We start from the raw sequence: 17,504 nt of genomic DNA on the forward strand, positions 1-17,504 counted from the left end.
ATTCCCGGGTATATTAACTAACATCTGAAAAAATGCTTAGTTGGAGGTATGAAGTTGAACCTATCTTTTAACAACTTGCTAAATAAAGCAAAAACAACTCTTAATCACGCATTTGGCCACGCCAAGGAAACCCTATATTCCATTACAGGTACTTCTTCCGCATCTGTCCAGCAAATAGCTGATTACGTCAGGAATCATCCGGATGCCAAGGTTGTCAGGAAAGAGTACATAGGGGTTACAATATCATTTTACGAACTCAGCCAGGGTGAGATGAGATACTATCTGGAATTAAAAAACGAAAAAGTTCTACAGCTTGATGTGCATTCACATAATCACACTGTTATTGCATACCGTTCCTATCGGGATAGTTCATCGGTAAATACGCCGGTCAAATTTCCTGATTTACAAAATGCAAAATAGTATCCGCCCCGGCCGATAAGTTTATCAAACCAGAAACAGATAGTTGAAACTTGAATATAACCGCTGAAAAAATAAGAGGAAGACCCTGGACCATTAAGGGACTTCCTCTTATTTTAATTCATTCCGGACAGCTGGTCCCGATCGTCAGCCATTGGCGGTTCCTCCAGCCAAGAGTTTTGGATCATGATATTTGCCCCATCCTCTGCATACAGGGCTATCTCAGGAATCAACGAAGCATATTTCATCCCTATATCTTTGCGAGGACTTGCAGCCATGGCTGCTCCATAGTTCCCAATTCCTGCAGCAATCATCGCTGAAATATGAAATATGATAAGTTTATCTGAAAAAACCTGAGTTGTACTATCTGTTACAGCAGCATCCCAAAACATTGGTGCAGGAATATCATTGTTCTTGAGAATGTCACTAAACATGTCGACATGTTTTTGAGCGATTTTCTTCCCTCTCTGCAAATATGCCTTGACCTCTTTGTCCTGCGCCACTTGTAAGAATCCCATGATTAACGCTTTCCCTATTTGGTTGGTTTGTATATTTATAAATAAATGAGTGATTTCAACTGAGGTGAGTGCACGTCTCCTGCTTTTGATTCCGGATAGGAATTTTTGTTTCTCTACAAAGTCAACCTTATCTGGCACTGAAATAAAAGGCGGCCTGATATAAGTCCCTTGTTCCAGCATTAACTCCCTCGTCATATCTTGCAGCCCGACCGCAGACTTCAGTACACTTTTATGTAGGGAAATCACGTCTTGGCGAGTCCCAAGGCCAATTGCTGCACTATTTGCCGCCATTCCGAGTATCGACATATGCCTCAAATACATCATTACAAATGTATCGGAGAAAAGCCGCGGTGCATGTACATTCACATCTTTCTTAGTAAAACCCAAAGGGTACGGAAAATCTTCTCGATCGAAGATTTCTTTCATCATAGAAATGTTTTTTTGTGATGAACCAATAGCAATCTCAACGATTTCTTTAACCTTTTTGTCGTCTACGTTGTTCATAAAATAGCTTAATACACAAACTGAGACTGTATCGTTTATATATTGCGTCCACATACTGGACATTTCTGCCGCAGTCAGTCGGATTTTTGTCTTATCCTCCATCTACACACCTCAATATACTGATGATACATTTATCTTTCCATAACCGGCCAAATTTTATTTAGTCTCTATGTAGACTTTTCCCCTTTTATATTCAATGGCATTAAGAATTTAGTTCCAGCCACAGATAAAAACAGCCTATCAATTTTGCAAAAAAATAGTAAAATGGATATAGGATTCAAATTAGGAGTGAGCAAGCTGGGTGCTATTTTTTTATTAATCATTGCAGCTGTCATCATATCACTGACAGCCAATTTAATCAGATTCCATGTAAGCGCTTTTCTGAATCAATTGATCTTCTCTGTCTCTTCATTGATCCTTATTGAGCTCTCTGTTTACCTTTATGGCAGTAATCATTTATATTGGAGTATCTTATTATTTATCATGACAGCCGGTTATTCCTTTAAATTAGTCGGTGGTATTTTAGCAGCCATTTTCAGCATGCTTCTCGTTTATTTACAAACAGAAGGAGCTGCTTTGGTTCTTCTGCCGGTATATTTGCTAATCGGTACGACCGCCGGTTATATCTCACAGTATTTACTGAATAAGAAAAGAGATCACCATCGCTGGCTAAATATGCTTATGGAGCAATCAAAGCATTTACAAGTCTTTCGTGAAGTGAGTACAACGATGCAGCGCACCCTGCAGCAGGATTTACTTTTAAAAGTAATCCTGACGTCTGTTACCGCCGGACACGGCCTTGGTTTTAACAGAGCGATGATTTTCCTTGCTTCCAATGAGGCCAAGTCGCTTAAAGGAATCGTGGGTGTTGGCCCTATGGATGTGAAGAAAGGCTATGAAGTTTGGGAAAAGATTTCAGAAGACAGGCTAAAACTCAGCGATTTAATTGAGCATAATTTTGACAGCAATTTTACCGATTCGGAATTGAATGCTCTTTTGCATTCTTTGGAAATCCCAATTAATGACCAAAATGTCTTCGGAATAGCGCTATCGAGCCAAAAACCAGTTATAGTAAAAAACATCCAGAAAGAGGACGCATCACAAGTTTTAATTTTTGACTTGTTTCAAACTGAAGAGTTTGCAGTGATTCCGCTGATCAACCAGGGGAAGAATATTGGCATCCTTCTTATTGATAATATTGTAAACAAAAGGCCTATTACATTGATGGATACTGAAAATATCCTTCCTCTTGCGAATCAGGCGGCTATTGCGCTTGATCATGCCAATCTTTATGAGCAGATCGAGGAAATGGCTTTGCGGGACGGGTTGACCGGTCTTCTTAACCAGCGGGCGTTCCAGACAATTCTTAATGAACACTTTCCATTTGAAGGAAAAGGGGTCGCTCCCCTCTCGCTAATCATATTGGATATCGACTTCTTTAAAGTCTTCAATGATAAAAACGGTCACTTGCTTGGAAATGAAGTTTTGATGAAGCTGGCGAGGGTGATTGTAGATTCTTTAAGACCAGGTGATTTTTCCTTCCGTTTTGGCGGAGAGGAATTTGTTGTCCTTCTATCTGGAACCAATTTGATACAAGCTGAAATAATTGCTGAAACAATTCGCATTAATGTTGAAAAGACAACCTTTCCTGGGGAAAAAACTCAGCCCAATGGCACTTTAACTGTGAGTGTTGGAACAGCTTGTACAGACCATCCTGACATTAAAAGTAAAAATGAGTTAATTGAAGCAGCAGATCAGGCCCTTTATAAAGCCAAAAATGCAGGCAAAAATACAGTAGTTTCTTTTAAGGAGTTCGTGAGCATTGAATGAACTGGCATTGATTTTGGCATCCTTATTCTTTTTCTTGGTTTCCGCTTTGACTAGCAGGCCATTGTACAATCTATCGCAGAAGTATTATTCCAAACGGGTAACCGCGCATTATGGATTCAAGGTTTCAGACCTGCATTATTCCTATGATCAGATGATTTACTTTATTTCACTGCCCACTACATTGCCTTATATCAAGGGTGCGCAGAAAGAAGATTTAGTTATTGAACAAGATTATTCATCATATTTTTTTCCTCTTTTAAAAGGAATCAAAATCTCATTAAAGCAACATGGAACGAAGTTGTACATTGCCTATTTGCCAATTGGCAACTTTCGTTTGCCACATCTTGATAAACTGCAGCAGGAAGGCACCATTGATGAACAAATATATTTAAGGATCAGCACCAGTAAGCTGCTCCATCATGACACTTTGCAGGAAGTGCGCGAAGAAGTCTACAAGCAGCTTCAGGTTGGCCGCTACTAGAATTCAAAGAGCCAGCATTTTGTATGAACTCCAAAGGTTAAAAACTAACTATTTGGGGTCCTGTACATTATATGCCGGCTCTTTTGATTTCCTCGATAGTTGCTTTCTCATTTTCCTTTGGAACATCATTATATATCCACCTCTTTAATAGAACAGCCCAAAAAATCATTGAAAAATGGATTGCATTATTGATAACAAAATGGCGGAAATTTTGTTTCGCGATCCCTGTTTTCAAAACCAGCATATCCATAATCTGTGTAAAGCCAAAAGATCTGAATATTCCTTTCCAGCCGCTGTTATCCTTAATGATCAAGGTTGTTGCCGCAGATAGAATAAATGAATAGATTGGTGCTATTTTAAAATGTTCTTCCCAGCTATGCCATTTCTCCAGACCAAATCTGAATTTCCTGAATATCGACAAAGAATACATTAGGTTCAGCCCATTGACCAGCACGCCAAGGAATAGCGAGCTGAAATGGAAAATAGGCGTCCCAAACCTAAGCTGTTGATACCAAAAGTCATTGATGTAAAAGAAAATCGGAATAAGGGTCACTGTATATCTCGTCTTCCACCAATTATTTTTATGGATCCCCATAAACAAGAAAAGCTTTTCGACCAGTCCGAAAAACATAGCGAATAAGAGTTTGCCCTTCCATCCAACTTTAAAAGTTGTAAGGAAAATGGCGGTAAAGGGAACAAATACAGCCTGGGACATAATCGCACCAAAAAAATTATCCAAATCCCTATTCTTAAACAACTTCGGCTTGTAACGATAAGCTTTAAAATGACTTAAAATAAAGTATTCAAAAATAAAACAAAGACCCATACCGGATAAAAGAGTAATGAACAGCAGCTTACGGTCTTTCCTCTTATAAAAAGTATAAATCAATAAAGAAGAGTGGATGAAAAGGAGAACGAAAAACGGCAAATAATGTTTTTTGTTCCTGTTCATATAGAATCTTCCACCTTCCGTAATTGAATATCTCTTTTAAGGTTGACTGATTCGGAATGTATTATGCAAATAAATGTAGTGATAAAAAGCCCAGTCACTTGACTGGGCTGACATGTCACTTTAGGTTTCCAATAAAATTGAGTGTATCTGCATTTGCTATACTCGAAGGATTATCAAGTATTCTTTTAACGTCATTCAAGGTATCCTGGAGCTTCACAACCTCTCCCTTTTTGCCAGTAAAAGCTTCGGCTACAAAGAAAGGCTGAGTAAGATAGGCTTCCAATTTCTCCCCCTGCTGATATATTTGCGACTCTGAGGCTGGCAGGCGTCCAATACCATGAACATTGACAATCGAACGCAATTCTCTATACCTTCGTAAAAGTTTTTGAGCTCTTTGTTGAATGCTGTGATGTACAGGATCTAAATAGGACCCTTCTAAGATGGAGGAAGTTGAGTAGATTGGGTTGACAGCAGGGTATTTATGGCGGGCTGCAAGATCCGCATCAAATTGCCACAAAGTATCAAGTGGTCCGTACGGAAGGTCTTCATCGACAGCCTCACCTTTAAGTCTATCAGGAAAGTTGTCACGCTGCTGACTCCTTTGTCATCAAAGATTTCCTGCAAAGTGAACATTTCGCCTGATATGACATAAGATCTGTCGACTGTAATTGAGTAATCTTTTTCTATACCTTCTCTAAGCATGATCCTATATGTCTCTTCTATATTGTTTGTAACATGATCAACGTCTTCAAGAACATCATCAAGTTCCGGATGATTCCCTGCTGGTTTAATGAGAATCGTCACATAGCCTTCTCTTTTCAATCGATATAACATCTCAGCCAGTACAACTAATTGCCCCATACCCGGCCTGGCAACTAGCCCAACAGTTCCCCCTTTTGAAATTGGAGCAAATAGATCCAAAGTTTTTATCCCTGTTTCAATCATTTCCACACTCTCCCCTCTTAAAATCAGTTCATCCAAACTACAGCCAGCAAGTTCTGCAAGAGCTACTATAGTCCGTACCTCAGCCCTCCCGACCGGTATTTTACCGGTAGATAAATTCGAAACGGTTGCTGGCCTAAGGCCAACTGTCTTAGCTGCTGACGTCAAATTTGGCACCTTTTTTCTAAGTAACGCTACGTTTAGTCTTATATTTTCCATTTATTCCACCTCCTTACTTTAAATAGTAATTTATTTTACTTTAAAAAGCAATATGAATTACTTTTAAAAGTAATTTATATTTCTGTTAAATGAGTGTTTATTGTTTAACGCAGGGTAAACTATTTAAATCAAATGCTGTTTACGCATGTTTGTTGCTTTTCGAAAAATACAGTTATCCGCATTCTTGGAGCTGTCAAACCCTTTTTGATGATATGATGTGCAACAATGTTTACGAAAAATGACAAAAACAAACAAAAGTTTAAAGGAGAGATTCTATGATTCCAATTGGTGTATCAAATCGGCATATTCATTTGAAAAGAGAGGATTTAGATCAGCTTTTTGGTGAGGGATATCAGCTTACAACAGCTAAAGAGCTTTCACAGCCGGGTGAATTTGCAGCCAATGAAACAGTCAAAGTCCTTGGTCCGAAAGGACAGTTTCCAGAGGTCAGGATACTTGGTCCACTAAGAAAGTTTACCCAACTTGAAATTTCCAGGACTGATTCCTATTCGCTTGGTGTAAAAGCACCATTAAGGGCTTCAGGGAATATCGAAGGAACTCCGGGAATAAAACTTGTCGGGCCAAAAGGAGAACTGGAAATACAGGAAGGCGTCATTATTGCGGAACGGCATATACATATGACAACTGGAGACGCTGCCAAGTTTAATGTGAAAGATGGAGAGTATGTAAGTGTTAAATGTAACGGAGAAAGAAGTTTAACCTTCAATCAAGTTCTCATAAGGGTAAAAGATTCCTACGCTCTCGATATGCACATTGATACAGATGAAGCGAATGCAGCAGGTTTGCGAACGGGAGACCATGTTGAAATAGTTAAATAATCGGGGCCCGCAACCCTGCTAAGTATGTCCGCATTTCGTCATGGAGGACCTGTTTTTCTCTCTCCCATCCATTTCTATCCGCCATTATCTTGAGGATAGATAGATTATAGAGTATTTAGATTTAAGCCTCTCCGCCCTGAAAGTTTGCTTTGATCAGTTCAGGGTATAAAAGAATATACTCAAATAAAGGAGGCCATAATCATGAATGACAAACAAACAAAAGGCGCATTTGACCAGGTTAAAGGTGAAGCTAAAAAGCAATTCGGAAAGCTTACCGACAATGAATCGATGGAAGCAGAAGGCCGCCTTGATAAAGGAAAAGGAAAACTAAAAGAAACAGCTGGAGATATGAAAGAAGATGTTTCCCGCGCTTTTAACGACTCGTCAAGAGATTAATAACACCGTATAAAAAAGCCTTTGCTATCCAGCAAAGGCTTTTTGTATGCTAATCAATATTATTTTTATTTTTCCCCTTCACGAAACGATAGGCCAAATACGCAACATATAATGGTGTTGCAATATAGATTAAGTAAGGGAATTGGCTGTAGGTCCCTTTCCAGATAACGAACAGCAAAGAACCAAGGAAAATTGTCACGATTGTTCCATATTTCGGGAGCGGTACTTCTTTAAAGCTTGGAATTCTTATTCTGCTCACCATCAGGAAGCTCAATGCCGTAAAGACGACAGTAGTGACGATATTGGGGATCAAGTCTCCAAATAAAGTAAGGATCGCCATGATTCCGCCCGCAGCAGTTATAGGAACACCAATAAAGTAATTAAGCGATGATTTATCGGTACTGATATTGAACCTCGCCAGGCGATAAGCACCGAATAAAGGGAAAAGCCCTGCTACCAATAAGCCCCACAGTCCAAATTGATAGAAGTATGTATAGTAAACCAGAAACGACGGTGCTACCCCGAATGTAACTATATCCGCAAGTGAGTCTAATTCTTTGCCGAGCTGGCTGTCCGCTTTAAGCATCCTCGCCAGTCTTCCGTCCATGCTGTCAAGCATCATTCCGATCAAAATTAAAATGGCTGCATTATTAAATTGGCCATTTGCCGCAAATCCGATTGATAGAAAACCACAATACAGATTCCCAAGTGTGAACATATTGGGGATCATTTTTGTAAACCGCATCAGTTGTCATCACTCTCCGAACCTTTTTCATATTTTGCTTATGCCTATTTTTACCCCAGCCACCTAATAATCATGTTTATTTTATTAGAGAATCGCCGAAAATATAGTTTAACTATATCATTTTTTCTCCTTCTGGATAGAGGTTAGCAAGAAAAATCCTCTCCAAGAATCGAATATCATACCGCTTTGGAATAAATATGTCAAAAAGGCTATTAAAATGATTCATCAAATTGTATACTAATTTGGGGCTGGTGAATTATGATCAATACAAACTTGCGCAGATTTAAATTCCTTCTTATAAAATTATTCAGAATCAAAGAGAACGCACATAATGTGTCTTTGGGGTTTACCCTGGGATTTTTAATCCACTTTATCCCATCATTCGGAATGGGCCCTATTCTCTCGACCGTTGGTGCCAAACTCTTTAAAGGAAATCCGGTAGCTGGTTTCATTAGCGGTGTCGCACTCATCTGGCTTTTCCCATTTTTATTTTATTTGAATGTCCTTGTTGGTGAGACCCTGTTTCCTTATGGGATCTTCCCCTCAGCCGCGGGTATGCCTACTCATGGTTTAGATGCCGGAATCCATTTAGGGGCCGTCTTTTTCATTGGCATGATCATAAATATCATTCTTTTCGGGATGTTCGTTTACTATATCATTTATACAATCATGAGAAAATATCGTTCAAACTTCCTTGCTTTAGTTAAGAAGTGGGAAATAAAAAAATAAGGAATGGTAGTACATTGTTTTTGTTCCATTCCTTAAGTAGACTTCGATGAGTTCAATCAATTGATCGTCGGGGAAATAGAACTAATTAAAAAGGCTGCAATTTGCAGCCTTTTTTCATTGTTTAATCCTCGATCAGATATACGATTGCTTCATAGGGCCTCAATGATACATCAGAACCGTACGCTTCGCCTGCGTCGTAATTTGAAATCAAGATTTCATTTTTCTTTCCTTGCAGCTCAACAGGAACTGCAAAGCCTTGCTCCTTATCAGTGAAATTCAATAGAACAAGTAATTTTTGAAACTCGAGCGTTCTTGTATAAACATAAATACTCTCATCCTCAGGAACCAGGATGTCGTATCTGCCATGGACAATTATCGGATGCTCTTTCCTTAGCTGGATCAGCTGCCGGTAGTAGTGATAGATGGAATTTTCATCATTAACTGCCTGCCTGGCATTGATCTCGGTATAGTTTGGATTAACCTGTATCCATGGGGTGCCTGCAGTAAATCCTCCATGCTCGCTATTATCCCACTGGAAAGGAGTACGTGCATTGTCTCTTCCTTTTACATAGATCGACTCCATTACTTTCGCTGGATCTTCCCCATTTTGGTTTACTTTTTCATTATACATATTAAGTGTTTCTATATCTTTATAATCATCGATAGAATCAAAACGGACGTTGGTCATCCCGATTTCTTCGCCCTGATAAATGTATGGAGTTCCTTTTAGCATATGGAGGAATGTAGCCAGCATCTTAGCCGATTCAATTCTGTATTGCTGGTCATTACCGAACCTCGAAACCATTCGCGGCTGGTCATGATTGTTCAGGTAAAGACTGTTCCAACCGATTTCCTCGAGACCTGTTTGCCATTTTGTAAAGTTATTCTTCAGGTCAGTAAGCTTAAGCGGCTTAAGGTCCCATTTCCCCCCAGGGCCAGAATCCAGGTCCACGTGCTCGAACTGGAATACCATATTCACTTCATTTCTGGATTCATCTGTGTAAAGCTTGGCTTGCTCAACATTGACACCAGGCATTTCACCAACAGTCATCACATTATAATCAGCAAGAGCTTCTCCGTGCATTTCCTGAAGGTAGTCATGTATTTTCGGTCCGTTCATAAAGTGTCTGCTTCCAGACACATATTTCTTCCCATGAGGATTTGGCGCATCAGGAAGGCCATCTACTTTAGAGATGAAATTGATGACATCCATCCTGAATCCATCAATCCCTTTGTCCAGCCAGAATTTCATCATATCATATACTTCCTGGCGAAGTTTTGGGTTTTCCCAGTTCAAATCAGGCTGCTTTTTACTAAAGATATGCAAGTAATACTCATCAGTATTTTCATCGTACTGCCATGCTGAACCGCTGAAGGTGGATTGCCAGTTATTCGGTTCCTTGCCATCTTTACCAGGTCTCCAAATATAATAATCCCGATAAGGGTTATCTTTCGATTTTCTCGATTCCACAAACCATTGATGTTCATCAGAGCTATGGTTAACGACCAGGTCCATGATCAGCTTCATTCCTCTGTCATGCATCTCTTTTAATAAAAGTTCCCAGTCTGCCATCGTTCCGAAGTCATCCATGATTTCCCGATAATCACTGATATCATATCCATTATCATCATTGGGAGACTTGTATACTGGAGAAAGCCAGATCACATCTACTCCCAGGTCTTTTAAATAGTTAAGTTTTGAAATAATCCCAGGGATATCTCCAATACCATCACCATTGGAATCCATGAAGCTTCGAGGGTATATTTGATAAATGACTGATTCCTTCCACCAATGCTTTTCATGAAAATCACTCCATATTAGTTTCTATTATATAGGCTCTTATCGTAAACTTAGCTGCTATGACGATAATGATTTATTCCCCTATTCTTGACACACTTCATTAGAGTCTCAATGAGAACTAGAAGTATGGAGAAGATAGGATGAGTTTCAAAAGCAACAATTAATGCAGAGTACTAGCTTGGTAAACGTTTACGTATCAGGTGAATTTAATTTCCTTAACACTTTCCCGCTCAACTACTGAGTGAGGCATAATACGGCTTTCAACCCTTTTTCCTTGCTCCATCATCGTAAAAAGCATTTCTGCCGCGACCATTCCCATTTCTTCCAAAGGCTGAGCTACGGTTGTAAGCGGTGGTATCGCCATTTCCGCTATCGGCAAGTTATCGTAGCCAATAATAGAAAGATCGTCTGGTATTTTAACTCCTAGTTTATATGCAGAAGATATAGCACCCAGGGCCAATGCGTCACTGGCGGCAAAAACAGCAGTCAAGTCAGGGGATTGCTCAAGGAGCCTTGGCAAACCAGTAAAACCATCATTAAAGGAAAACCCTTGTGAATGAATTATATTTTTATCCGTTATGTCGAGTCCTTTTAGCGCTAGCGCTTGCTTATAACCATCTATTCGCGGCTGGCCAGCTATGATATCCTCTTTATCCCCGCTGAGCATCCCGATTTTACTATGCCCCATTTTCACAAGATAATCAGTAGCAGTGAAGGCTGCGTGCTTATCATCTACCTTTACGAAAGGCAAAGGATACTGATAAGATTCGGTCGAGATCAGGACGACTGGTATTTGCATTGATTCAAGAGTATTATAATACTCCTCCGTAATGATTTCACTGACAAACAGGATACCGTCCACTCTTTTCTCGCTCAAAAGCTGTAAATATTTCATCGTTCTCTGTCCATGTGATGCCGTATTGCATACAATGACACTTGAACCAAGATGGTGGGCTGCTTCTTCTACACCGCGAAGGATTTTTGAAGAAAATTGGCTCGATACTTCAGGAAATAAAATTCCTACAGTATTGGATTTTTTACTGATTAAACTACGGGCAAATGCATTTGGCTGATATCCAAGCTCTTTAATTGCGTTAAGAACTTTTTCTTCAGTCGCTTTTGAAAATCCGCTCTGCCCATTGAGAACCCTTGATACGGTAGCAATCGAGACATTCGCATGCTTGGCTACGTCTTTTATTGTATAACTCATTAACGATCAAACCCTTTACGTAAACGTTTACGTTTCTTTTTTATAATATTACCCTTTCCGTTGAATATCAAGCCAATTGGGTAAAAAATTCATAGATTGACCTAATATAAAAAACTTGAAGGACAAAGCCTTCAAGCTCATTTTAGTTATTCTGTTGACTTTCTTCCTTTACTTTTGCCGGCATTGGTCTTACATCGGTAGTAATACCGGTTAATACATCTCGGTCAAACTTACCTCGATCTTCACCCATACCTGGCAAAGTGTTAGCCATTGGCAGCTGTTCAAGTTCTTTTCCTCTTGGCAATGTAGACACCTCCTGCTTTTAAAGTTCCTCATTTCGCTCGAACTAACACAGATAATTCAAGAAGGATTTTAGGAACATCTGGTGAAATTAGTAACAATACTATATTGATTAGGATGATAATGATGAAAATAGGGTTGTTACGCCATTTTAAAGTGAGTTTAGGGTATCCAAATAAGCTTGTCACCTCCCGGGAGCTGCTTGTTTGGCAGCAGGAGTATAATCTGTCGCGAATCGAGGAAGTTGAAATCGATCATCAAGAGCATAAATGGGTAAGATGCTATTCAAGTGATCTAGAAAGAGCGAAAATTACTGCAACCAGAGCGTTTAATGGAGAGATCATATTTTTGGAGGACCTGCGGGAGATGTCCCTTTACCCGGTCATCAAAACCGAATTTCGCCTGCCACTCTGGCTTCATGTAGCTTTGATCAGGCTTGCCTGGTATATGGGACACAAATCACAAAAGGAAAATAAAAAAGAAGTAATAACGAGGATTAACAAAGTTTTGGATGAAGCGATTGCTCAGAATGAAGATATTTTAATTGTTGGCCACGGGGGAATCATGATGTTCATGAGGAAGGAGTTATTGAAAAGAGGATTTTCAGGCCCGAAATTCAACAGGCCTGAAAATGCTAAAGTTTACATTTTCAACAAAAGCTAAGGATGCTCAAATTTGAGTGTCTTTCTTTATGATGGAGTACATCTTCACGTCATAATGGGCTCCTTTGACAAATATGAAATTCCTTAGAATGCCTTCGAATTTCATCCCGGCCTTTTCCATTACACGCTCAGAACCAATATTTGCTACAAGGCTTTTCGCCTGAACTCTGACCAGATCCATTTCTTTCACCCCAAATCTGATGAGTTCTTTAGCAGCCTCTGTAGCAATACCTCTTCCCCAGTAGTCAACGGAAAGTGCGTAACCGATCTCTGCAGTCTTATGCTGCGGCTGCCAGGAAACAAAATCCACTGTGCCAATCAGTTTGTTGTCCTCTTTAAAATGAATGCCCCAGGGAGCAATTTTCCCTTGTTCATATAGCCCAAGGACCATCTTTACATATTCCTCAATCGCCGCTCTAGTTTCATGTTCGCTCCAGAACACATACTTTGATACTTCTGGGTTTGAAGCATATGTATGTATATCCTCAATGTCATCATATCTGATCTTTCTTAAAATCAACCGCTCCGTTTCAAGTTGTGGAAGATTTCCATAAATATCTTTTATTTGCAAGACTTTCACTCCTGAACATGTTCATTTACACCTCTTATATTACCCTATCCGCTTACTATTTCATGAATGATTTGATTCGGTATAGGAAAAAGTAACGACGAGCCATTATAACAGGAGGTACAGCTATGGAAAATACCCACGAATTTGTACAGAAGCTCCACGATAAGCAAAAAAAAGACGAACAGAATAGAAAGCGGCAGGGAAAAGAAAATCCTAGTGACAAGCTGCCAAATAAACAACATTAACTTGCCAAACGCCTTGGCCGTGAGTTCTGGCCCACTAAAAAATAGACCGCAGATGCGGTCTATTTTTGATGTCTTCTACCTGCTCCTGCGGTTACTTGAACCGCCTCTCTTGGCTGTTCGCCCTCCAGGAGAGCTGGAATTCCGTCTATCTCTGCCTTGTATTTCCCGGTTTGGTCTTTCACTACTATTTCTTCTTGCTGTTTCTTTGCCTGCACGCGCTGGAGTTTTCTCCATTCTTCTTCCTTCTGAACGAGGAGGATTCGATGGAAGTCCTTCCGTAGAGTTTCTTCCTTCAAGCCTTGTTGATGGCTGATTCCTATCTCTAAAGCCCTTTTCGCCGTAACGAGCTTCACGCCTATCTTCTGTCCGTCTACGGGAAGCTGGGGCTTTATTTATTTTTTCACCACGGTGATCCCTTTCAGGTTTTTGATCGTCCCGTCTTCTCGACCGGGTATTCTTTCCCTTGTATTCACCAGAACTTTGTTTCCTTTTGCTGCCGGCACTGTAATCTTCATTATGAGATTCAGCTATTTTGGCGTTCCCCATGTTTTTCTTCTCAATTTTTATATTGAGTTCTGTTTCAATCTGGTCCAGCAAAGGCCTGTCTTTTGGTGAATAAAATGTTAGAGCCAGCCCTTCACTGCCTGCCCTGCCAGTACGGCCGATTCGATGGATGTAGCTTTCAGTATCCAGCGGGATGTCATAATTAAAAACATGTGTAACACCCTCTACATCAAGCCCTCTTGCGGCTACATCCGTAGCAATTAAATACTGGATCTTTGCCTCACGAAATTTTTTCATCACCTGCTCCCTTTTCGCCTGGGAGAGGTCTCCATGCAGCTCATCACAATTAAAATGGTTGGCTTTCAATGCGTCATTCAACTTGCTGACCCTTCTTTTAGTCCTGCAAAAAATGACTCCTAAAAATGGCTGATACAATCTAAGTGACTCAATTAAATCATTTTGTTTTGCCCTGTCTGTTGTACTAATGGCAATTTGTTTGATGTTTTCCAGCGGGGCCTGGGTTTTCTCGACCTGGATATATTCTGGCTTGTACATATGTTGTTTAGCGAGCCTTTTGATTTCATCTGGCATTGTCGCTGAAAAAAGTAAGGTTTGCCTTGTTTTGGGAGTTTGTTTGATAATTTCTTCAACTTCGTTCAGGAAACCGATGTGAAGCATTTGATCCGCTTCATCCAGTACAAGAAAAGCTGCATTTGAAAAATCAACCGTTTCCCTGCGGATATGGTCAAGCAATCTTCCGGGAGTCCCGATGACAATATGGATGTTTTTCTTTAGCTTTTTTAGCTGCGATTCAACATCCTGACCTCCATATACAGCAAGAACATTTATACCTTCATATCCTTCAATTAATTTTTTGATTTCATGTGTAATCTGCAATGCAAGTTCCCTAGTAGGGGTGACAATCAATGCTTGTATATTTGGTTTCTCGATATCGATTTTCTCCAGGATTGGCAGCACAAAGGCAAATGTTTTACCAGTACCTGTCTGGGATTGTGCAATGACATCCTTACCATCAAGCAATAAAGGTATTGCTTTCTCCTGAATTGTTGTGGGCTCCAAAATCCCCTGTTGGCTGAGCGTTTCTGCGAGTAGTTCTGATATGCCTAAAGATCTAAATTGATTCAAATTCAATCCCTGCTTTCTTTAATAGGCTGGGTTTGACCAACCATCCTTCTCATTATTGCTTTTTGCAAAGGAAAATATCAAGTATAGCTTATTCATATTTAACTTTATACATTTCCACCATACCGAAGTTCTGGCCACAATGTAAAAAAGATAACCATAACTATAACCGAGCCAGCCTTAAGCGGTTTTTCCTGCCGCTTAATGGGTCAGGCTCTTTCAGATTGGGTAAAATAATAATATGTGGATTTTCACTTTTGCCTGTGGTACGATTTACTAATTGAAGAATAGGAAGTGATTAAAAGTGATTAAGATTGAACTGCCAGCACCAGACGTAGTCATTACACGAAGCAAGCAATTAGGAGAAAAAGTTGAAGCGGTCATCAGCAGTGAATATGGTTTTACGGATTACCACCGGATCCCAAGGGATAAAGGCGGAATTATTATGTTCTTCGACGCCGACGATGAATTGATGTTTGTTGGGAAAGCGCGTAAGCTTAGACCTCGCGTAAAAAAACATTTCGAAGACAATGTATCCCCAATTAAGAACCATCGTCACGAAGTCAATAAGATTGCTGTCATTACCGTGGTAGATCCTATAGACAGAGAAATTTATGAAACCTATGCAATCAATGTACTTAAAGCCAAGTATAATATTGATAAGGTATTTTATAAATAAAAGAGCCTGATTTCAGGCTCTTTTATTTACTTAAACCACCCTTTTTCCTTTGATTGGGTGATTGCTTCAATCCTGTTGGTGACTTGAAGCTTATCAAGGATTGTTGAGATATAATTCCTCACTGTGCCGGTCGTTATACTGAGCTGTCCTGCTATTTCCTTTGTATTTTTCCCATCTGCAACAAGCTCAAGCACTTCCATTTCACGTTCAGTCAGTGGATTTTCTTCGCTGTATACATCATCCATAAGTTCTGGTGCATACACACGTCTCCCACCCATCACGCTGCGGATTGAGCTTGCAAGCTCCTCTGAAGGACTATCCTTCAGCAAATAGCCACTCACCCCTGCTTTTAAGGCGCGCTGGAAATATCCTGAACGGGCAAACGTCGTCAGGATGATTACCTTGCATCCCAGCCCTTTCAGTTCTTCCGCTGCTTCTAGTCCAGTTTTTCCAGGCATTTCAATATCCATGACGCATACATCCGGGCTAAGCTCTTTTGCCAGCGCGACAGCTTCCTCTCCATTGCTCGCCTTGCCCACCACTTCCATATCATCCTCAAGACTCAACAGGGAGCCTAATGCCCCCAGCAGCATGCGCTGATCCTCTGCAATGACAATCCGAATCATATCAGGTCCTCCCTGTCAGTTTGTTTTAATACTTTTGGTATCTTAATCAAAAGGGTAGTACCGTCCTTAGTAAATATATCGAGGGTGCCATTCACGAACTCAAGGCGTTCTCTCATGCCATGAAGTCCACTGCCTTTGTACAAGTCCTCATCCGATATATTCCCTACCCCATTATCACTTACTTCAGCAACCAGTTCCTTCTCTGTTTGCTTTATGGAAATGCTGCAGGTTGATGCTTTACTATGCTTGACTACGTTGGTAACTGCTTCCTTCAAACACATGCTCAGGATATTCTCTGACAGCAAGGATACATTGTTGAGATTGAATTCTTCTTCATCCCCGATAAATTTAATCTCAGCAGCCTTTAGCATTTGGCTGACATGTACTAATTCGTCGCGGACCCGGATGCCCCTCATTTCTGCAACCATTTTTCTTACTTCATTAAGCGCAGTTCTCGCCGTCTGCTGGACATCCTTCAATTCTTCTTTGGCCAGTTCGGGATCTTTACTGATTAATTTCCGTGCTAGATCACTTTTTAGCCCTATCAGCGAAAGTTTCTGACCCAGTGTATCATGTAAATCACGGGCGATCCTCTGTCTCTCTTCAATTTTAACCAAATCCGAAATTCGCTTGTTCGCATCCTCTAGCTTCTCTTCTAGTTCTCCTCGTTCATTTCTGTTATGGATACTGAATGGCAGGAGTATGACACCGATCCAAACAATCACGATAATCGGCAGCTGTCTAATGAAGAAGTCCTCCTTGAGGACAATTTCAAAGTTAATGACGATCGATGTCCCTATAAGATGGATGAAATATAGAACAAGGAATGGAATCCGGTCTTTGATATTCCCAATAAAATAAGCGATAAAAAACGCGAAATATATGTAACTGAATAGACTTGCCGATGCTATAGATATTCCGATTAATATACAAGTCCATAGATATACCGTCCAGCCTTTTGAGACAAAGGCCACCCAGTATACGAGAAAGAACAATAAGGTCAGGATGATGCCGACCACTTTACCAATCGTTGTTGGCAGCTGCCATATGAAGTAAAAAGGCAATATACCAAGGATCGTCCAAATATATGGTGATATCCCCGTGCTTCTAAGTGAATTGAAAAACTTTTTTATCATATCAAAACCCCAGCTTCATTCATAACTGCTTTTATTTTAACATAGGCTGTTTTCC

Annotated in this window: 19 protein-coding genes and 1 pseudogene; 9 read left to right on the top strand and 11 right to left on the bottom strand. The window is 40.2% G+C overall.

The features are described 5' to 3' along the window. Nucleotides 1-54 precede the first annotated feature (54 nt). Complete coding sequence (locus FOF60_RS13455; protein ID WP_192471558.1) at nucleotides 55-420, top strand: hypothetical protein; 366 nt, start codon at nucleotides 55-57, stop codon at nucleotides 418-420. 113 nt (nucleotides 421-533) lie between these two features. Here the strand turns inward: FOF60_RS13455 and FOF60_RS13460 are convergent, their stop codons facing one another. Further along, complete coding sequence (locus FOF60_RS13460) at nucleotides 534-1,541, bottom strand: DUF3231 family protein (RefSeq protein ID WP_192471559.1); 1,008 nt, start codon at nucleotides 1,539-1,541, stop codon at nucleotides 534-536. Nucleotides 1,542-1,727: 186 nt separating this feature from the next. Here FOF60_RS13460 and FOF60_RS13465 point away from each other — a divergent pair, with 186 nt between their 5' ends. Then, nucleotides 1,728-3,269: a sensor domain-containing diguanylate cyclase gene (locus FOF60_RS13465; protein ID WP_192471560.1), complete on the top strand. Its 1,542-nt coding sequence runs from the start codon at nucleotides 1,728-1,730 to the stop codon at nucleotides 3,267-3,269. Beyond that, entirely contained in the window at nucleotides 3,262-3,750 is a 489-nt protein-coding gene (locus FOF60_RS13470) for a hypothetical protein (protein WP_192471561.1), read from the top strand. The genes FOF60_RS13465 and FOF60_RS13470 overlap by 8 nt, the downstream gene beginning before the upstream one ends. Nucleotides 3,751-3,817: 67 nt before the next feature. On the opposite strand, the gene FOF60_RS13475 is transcribed toward FOF60_RS13470, so the two are convergent. After that, entirely contained in the window at nucleotides 3,818-4,702 is an 885-nt protein-coding gene (locus FOF60_RS13475) for a hypothetical protein (protein WP_192471562.1), read from the bottom strand. Nucleotides 4,703-4,817: 115 nt separating this feature from the next. Continuing rightward, nucleotides 4,818-5,863, bottom strand: a pseudogene (locus tag FOF60_RS13480) (hypothetical protein). Nucleotides 5,864-6,138: 275 nt separating this feature from the next. On the opposite strand from FOF60_RS13480, the gene pduL reads away from it, so the two are divergent. Next, nucleotides 6,139-6,702, top strand: coding sequence for a phosphate propanoyltransferase (pduL, locus tag FOF60_RS13485; protein ID WP_192471564.1), 564 nt, complete (start codon nucleotides 6,139-6,141; stop codon nucleotides 6,700-6,702). A 201-nt stretch (nucleotides 6,703-6,903) separates the two neighbouring features. Continuing rightward, on the top strand, nucleotides 6,904-7,098 hold the full coding sequence (locus tag FOF60_RS13490) for a CsbD family protein (RefSeq protein ID WP_102262928.1): 195 nt from the start codon (nucleotides 6,904-6,906) through the stop codon (nucleotides 7,096-7,098). Nucleotides 7,099-7,147: 49 nt separating this feature from the next. Here FOF60_RS13490 and pssA read toward each other — a convergent pair whose 3' ends face one another. After that, the gene (pssA, locus tag FOF60_RS13495) at nucleotides 7,148-7,843 is read right to left on the bottom strand and encodes a CDP-diacylglycerol--serine O-phosphatidyltransferase (protein ID WP_192471565.1); all 696 of its coding nucleotides are present in this window, start codon (nucleotides 7,841-7,843) and stop codon (nucleotides 7,148-7,150) included. A 258-nt stretch (nucleotides 7,844-8,101) separates the two neighbouring features. On the opposite strand from pssA, the gene FOF60_RS13500 reads away from it, so the two are divergent. After that, on the top strand, nucleotides 8,102-8,572 hold the full coding sequence (locus FOF60_RS13500; protein WP_192471566.1) for a DUF2062 domain-containing protein: 471 nt from the start codon (nucleotides 8,102-8,104) through the stop codon (nucleotides 8,570-8,572). Between the two features lie 121 nt (nucleotides 8,573-8,693). On the opposite strand, the gene FOF60_RS13505 is transcribed toward FOF60_RS13500, so the two are convergent. The 3 genes from FOF60_RS13505 to FOF60_RS13515 form a co-directional block, all read right to left on the bottom strand. After that, nucleotides 8,694-10,391 carry a glycoside hydrolase family 13 protein gene (locus FOF60_RS13505; protein ID WP_264647699.1) on the bottom strand — a complete coding sequence of 566 codons (1,698 nt, stop codon included), beginning with the start codon at nucleotides 10,389-10,391 and terminating at the stop codon, nucleotides 8,694-8,696. Between the two features lie 178 nt (nucleotides 10,392-10,569). Beyond that, complete coding sequence (locus FOF60_RS13510; RefSeq protein WP_192471568.1) at nucleotides 10,570-11,583, bottom strand: LacI family DNA-binding transcriptional regulator; 1,014 nt, start codon at nucleotides 11,581-11,583, stop codon at nucleotides 10,570-10,572. Nucleotides 11,584-11,725: 142 nt separating this feature from the next. After that, nucleotides 11,726-11,887 (bottom strand): hypothetical protein, encoded by a 162-nt coding sequence (locus tag FOF60_RS13515; RefSeq protein WP_192471569.1) that lies wholly within the window; start codon nucleotides 11,885-11,887, stop codon nucleotides 11,726-11,728. Between the two features lie 119 nt (nucleotides 11,888-12,006). On the opposite strand from FOF60_RS13515, the gene FOF60_RS13520 reads away from it, so the two are divergent. Then, on the top strand, nucleotides 12,007-12,546 hold the full coding sequence (locus tag FOF60_RS13520) for a histidine phosphatase family protein (RefSeq protein ID WP_225650092.1): 540 nt from the start codon (nucleotides 12,007-12,009) through the stop codon (nucleotides 12,544-12,546). A 6-nt stretch (nucleotides 12,547-12,552) separates the two neighbouring features. Here the strand turns inward: FOF60_RS13520 and FOF60_RS13525 are convergent, their stop codons facing one another. Further along, complete coding sequence (locus FOF60_RS13525) at nucleotides 12,553-13,116, bottom strand: GNAT family N-acetyltransferase (protein WP_192471570.1); 564 nt, start codon at nucleotides 13,114-13,116, stop codon at nucleotides 12,553-12,555. Between the two features lie 125 nt (nucleotides 13,117-13,241). Here FOF60_RS13525 and FOF60_RS13530 point away from each other — a divergent pair, with 125 nt between their 5' ends. Next, nucleotides 13,242-13,361, top strand: coding sequence for a DUF4023 domain-containing protein (locus FOF60_RS13530; RefSeq protein ID WP_192471571.1), 120 nt, complete (start codon nucleotides 13,242-13,244; stop codon nucleotides 13,359-13,361). A gap of 75 nt (nucleotides 13,362-13,436) precedes the next feature. On the opposite strand, the gene FOF60_RS13535 is transcribed toward FOF60_RS13530, so the two are convergent. Continuing rightward, nucleotides 13,437-15,011 (bottom strand): DEAD/DEAH box helicase, encoded by a 1,575-nt coding sequence (locus FOF60_RS13535; protein WP_192471572.1) that lies wholly within the window; start codon nucleotides 15,009-15,011, stop codon nucleotides 13,437-13,439. A 301-nt stretch (nucleotides 15,012-15,312) separates the two neighbouring features. Between FOF60_RS13535 and FOF60_RS13540 the strand changes: the two genes are divergently transcribed. Next, nucleotides 15,313-15,687: a nucleotide excision repair endonuclease gene (locus FOF60_RS13540; RefSeq protein WP_023614140.1), complete on the top strand. Its 375-nt coding sequence runs from the start codon at nucleotides 15,313-15,315 to the stop codon at nucleotides 15,685-15,687. A 26-nt stretch (nucleotides 15,688-15,713) separates the two neighbouring features. On the opposite strand, the gene FOF60_RS13545 is transcribed toward FOF60_RS13540, so the two are convergent. After that, complete coding sequence (locus FOF60_RS13545; protein WP_192471573.1) at nucleotides 15,714-16,313, bottom strand: response regulator transcription factor; 600 nt, start codon at nucleotides 16,311-16,313, stop codon at nucleotides 15,714-15,716. After that, nucleotides 16,310-17,449, bottom strand: coding sequence for a sensor histidine kinase (locus FOF60_RS13550; protein WP_192471574.1), 1,140 nt, complete (start codon nucleotides 17,447-17,449; stop codon nucleotides 16,310-16,312). Before FOF60_RS13550 ends, FOF60_RS13545 begins: the two co-directional genes overlap by 4 nt. Nucleotides 17,450-17,504 lie beyond the last annotated feature (55 nt).

Source organism: Mesobacillus jeotgali (assembly GCF_014856545.2).
GTDB lineage: Bacteria > Bacillota > Bacilli > Bacillales > Cytobacillaceae > Mesobacillus.

Bases quoted from the DNA above. Each gene is read 5' to 3' on its own strand.
- FOF60_RS13460 (WP_192471559.1), bottom strand. From the start codon at position 1,541: ATGGAGGATAAGACAAAAATCCGACTGACTGCGGCAGAAATGTCCAGT.
- pduL (WP_192471564.1), top strand. From the start codon at position 6,139: ATGATTCCAATTGGTGTATCAAATCGGCATATTCATTTGAAAAGAGAG.
- FOF60_RS13550 (WP_192471574.1), bottom strand. From the start codon at position 17,449: ATGATAAAAAAGTTTTTCAATTCACTTAGAAGCACGGGGATATCACCA.
- FOF60_RS13500 (WP_192471566.1), top strand. From the start codon at position 8,102: ATGATCAATACAAACTTGCGCAGATTTAAATTCCTTCTTATAAAATTA.
- FOF60_RS13520 (WP_225650092.1), top strand. From the start codon at position 12,007: ATGATGAAAATAGGGTTGTTACGCCATTTTAAAGTGAGTTTAGGGTAT.
- FOF60_RS13545 (WP_192471573.1), bottom strand. From the start codon at position 16,313: ATGATTCGGATTGTCATTGCAGAGGATCAGCGCATGCTGCTGGGGGCA.
- FOF60_RS13490 (WP_102262928.1), top strand. From the start codon at position 6,904: ATGAATGACAAACAAACAAAAGGCGCATTTGACCAGGTTAAAGGTGAA.
- FOF60_RS13510 (WP_192471568.1), bottom strand. From the start codon at position 11,583: ATGAGTTATACAATAAAAGACGTAGCCAAGCATGCGAATGTCTCGATT.
- FOF60_RS13475 (WP_192471562.1), bottom strand. From the start codon at position 4,702: ATGAACAGGAACAAAAAACATTATTTGCCGTTTTTCGTTCTCCTTTTC.
- pssA (WP_192471565.1), bottom strand. From the start codon at position 7,843: ATGCGGTTTACAAAAATGATCCCCAATATGTTCACACTTGGGAATCTG.
- FOF60_RS13530 (WP_192471571.1), top strand. From the start codon at position 13,242: ATGGAAAATACCCACGAATTTGTACAGAAGCTCCACGATAAGCAAAAA.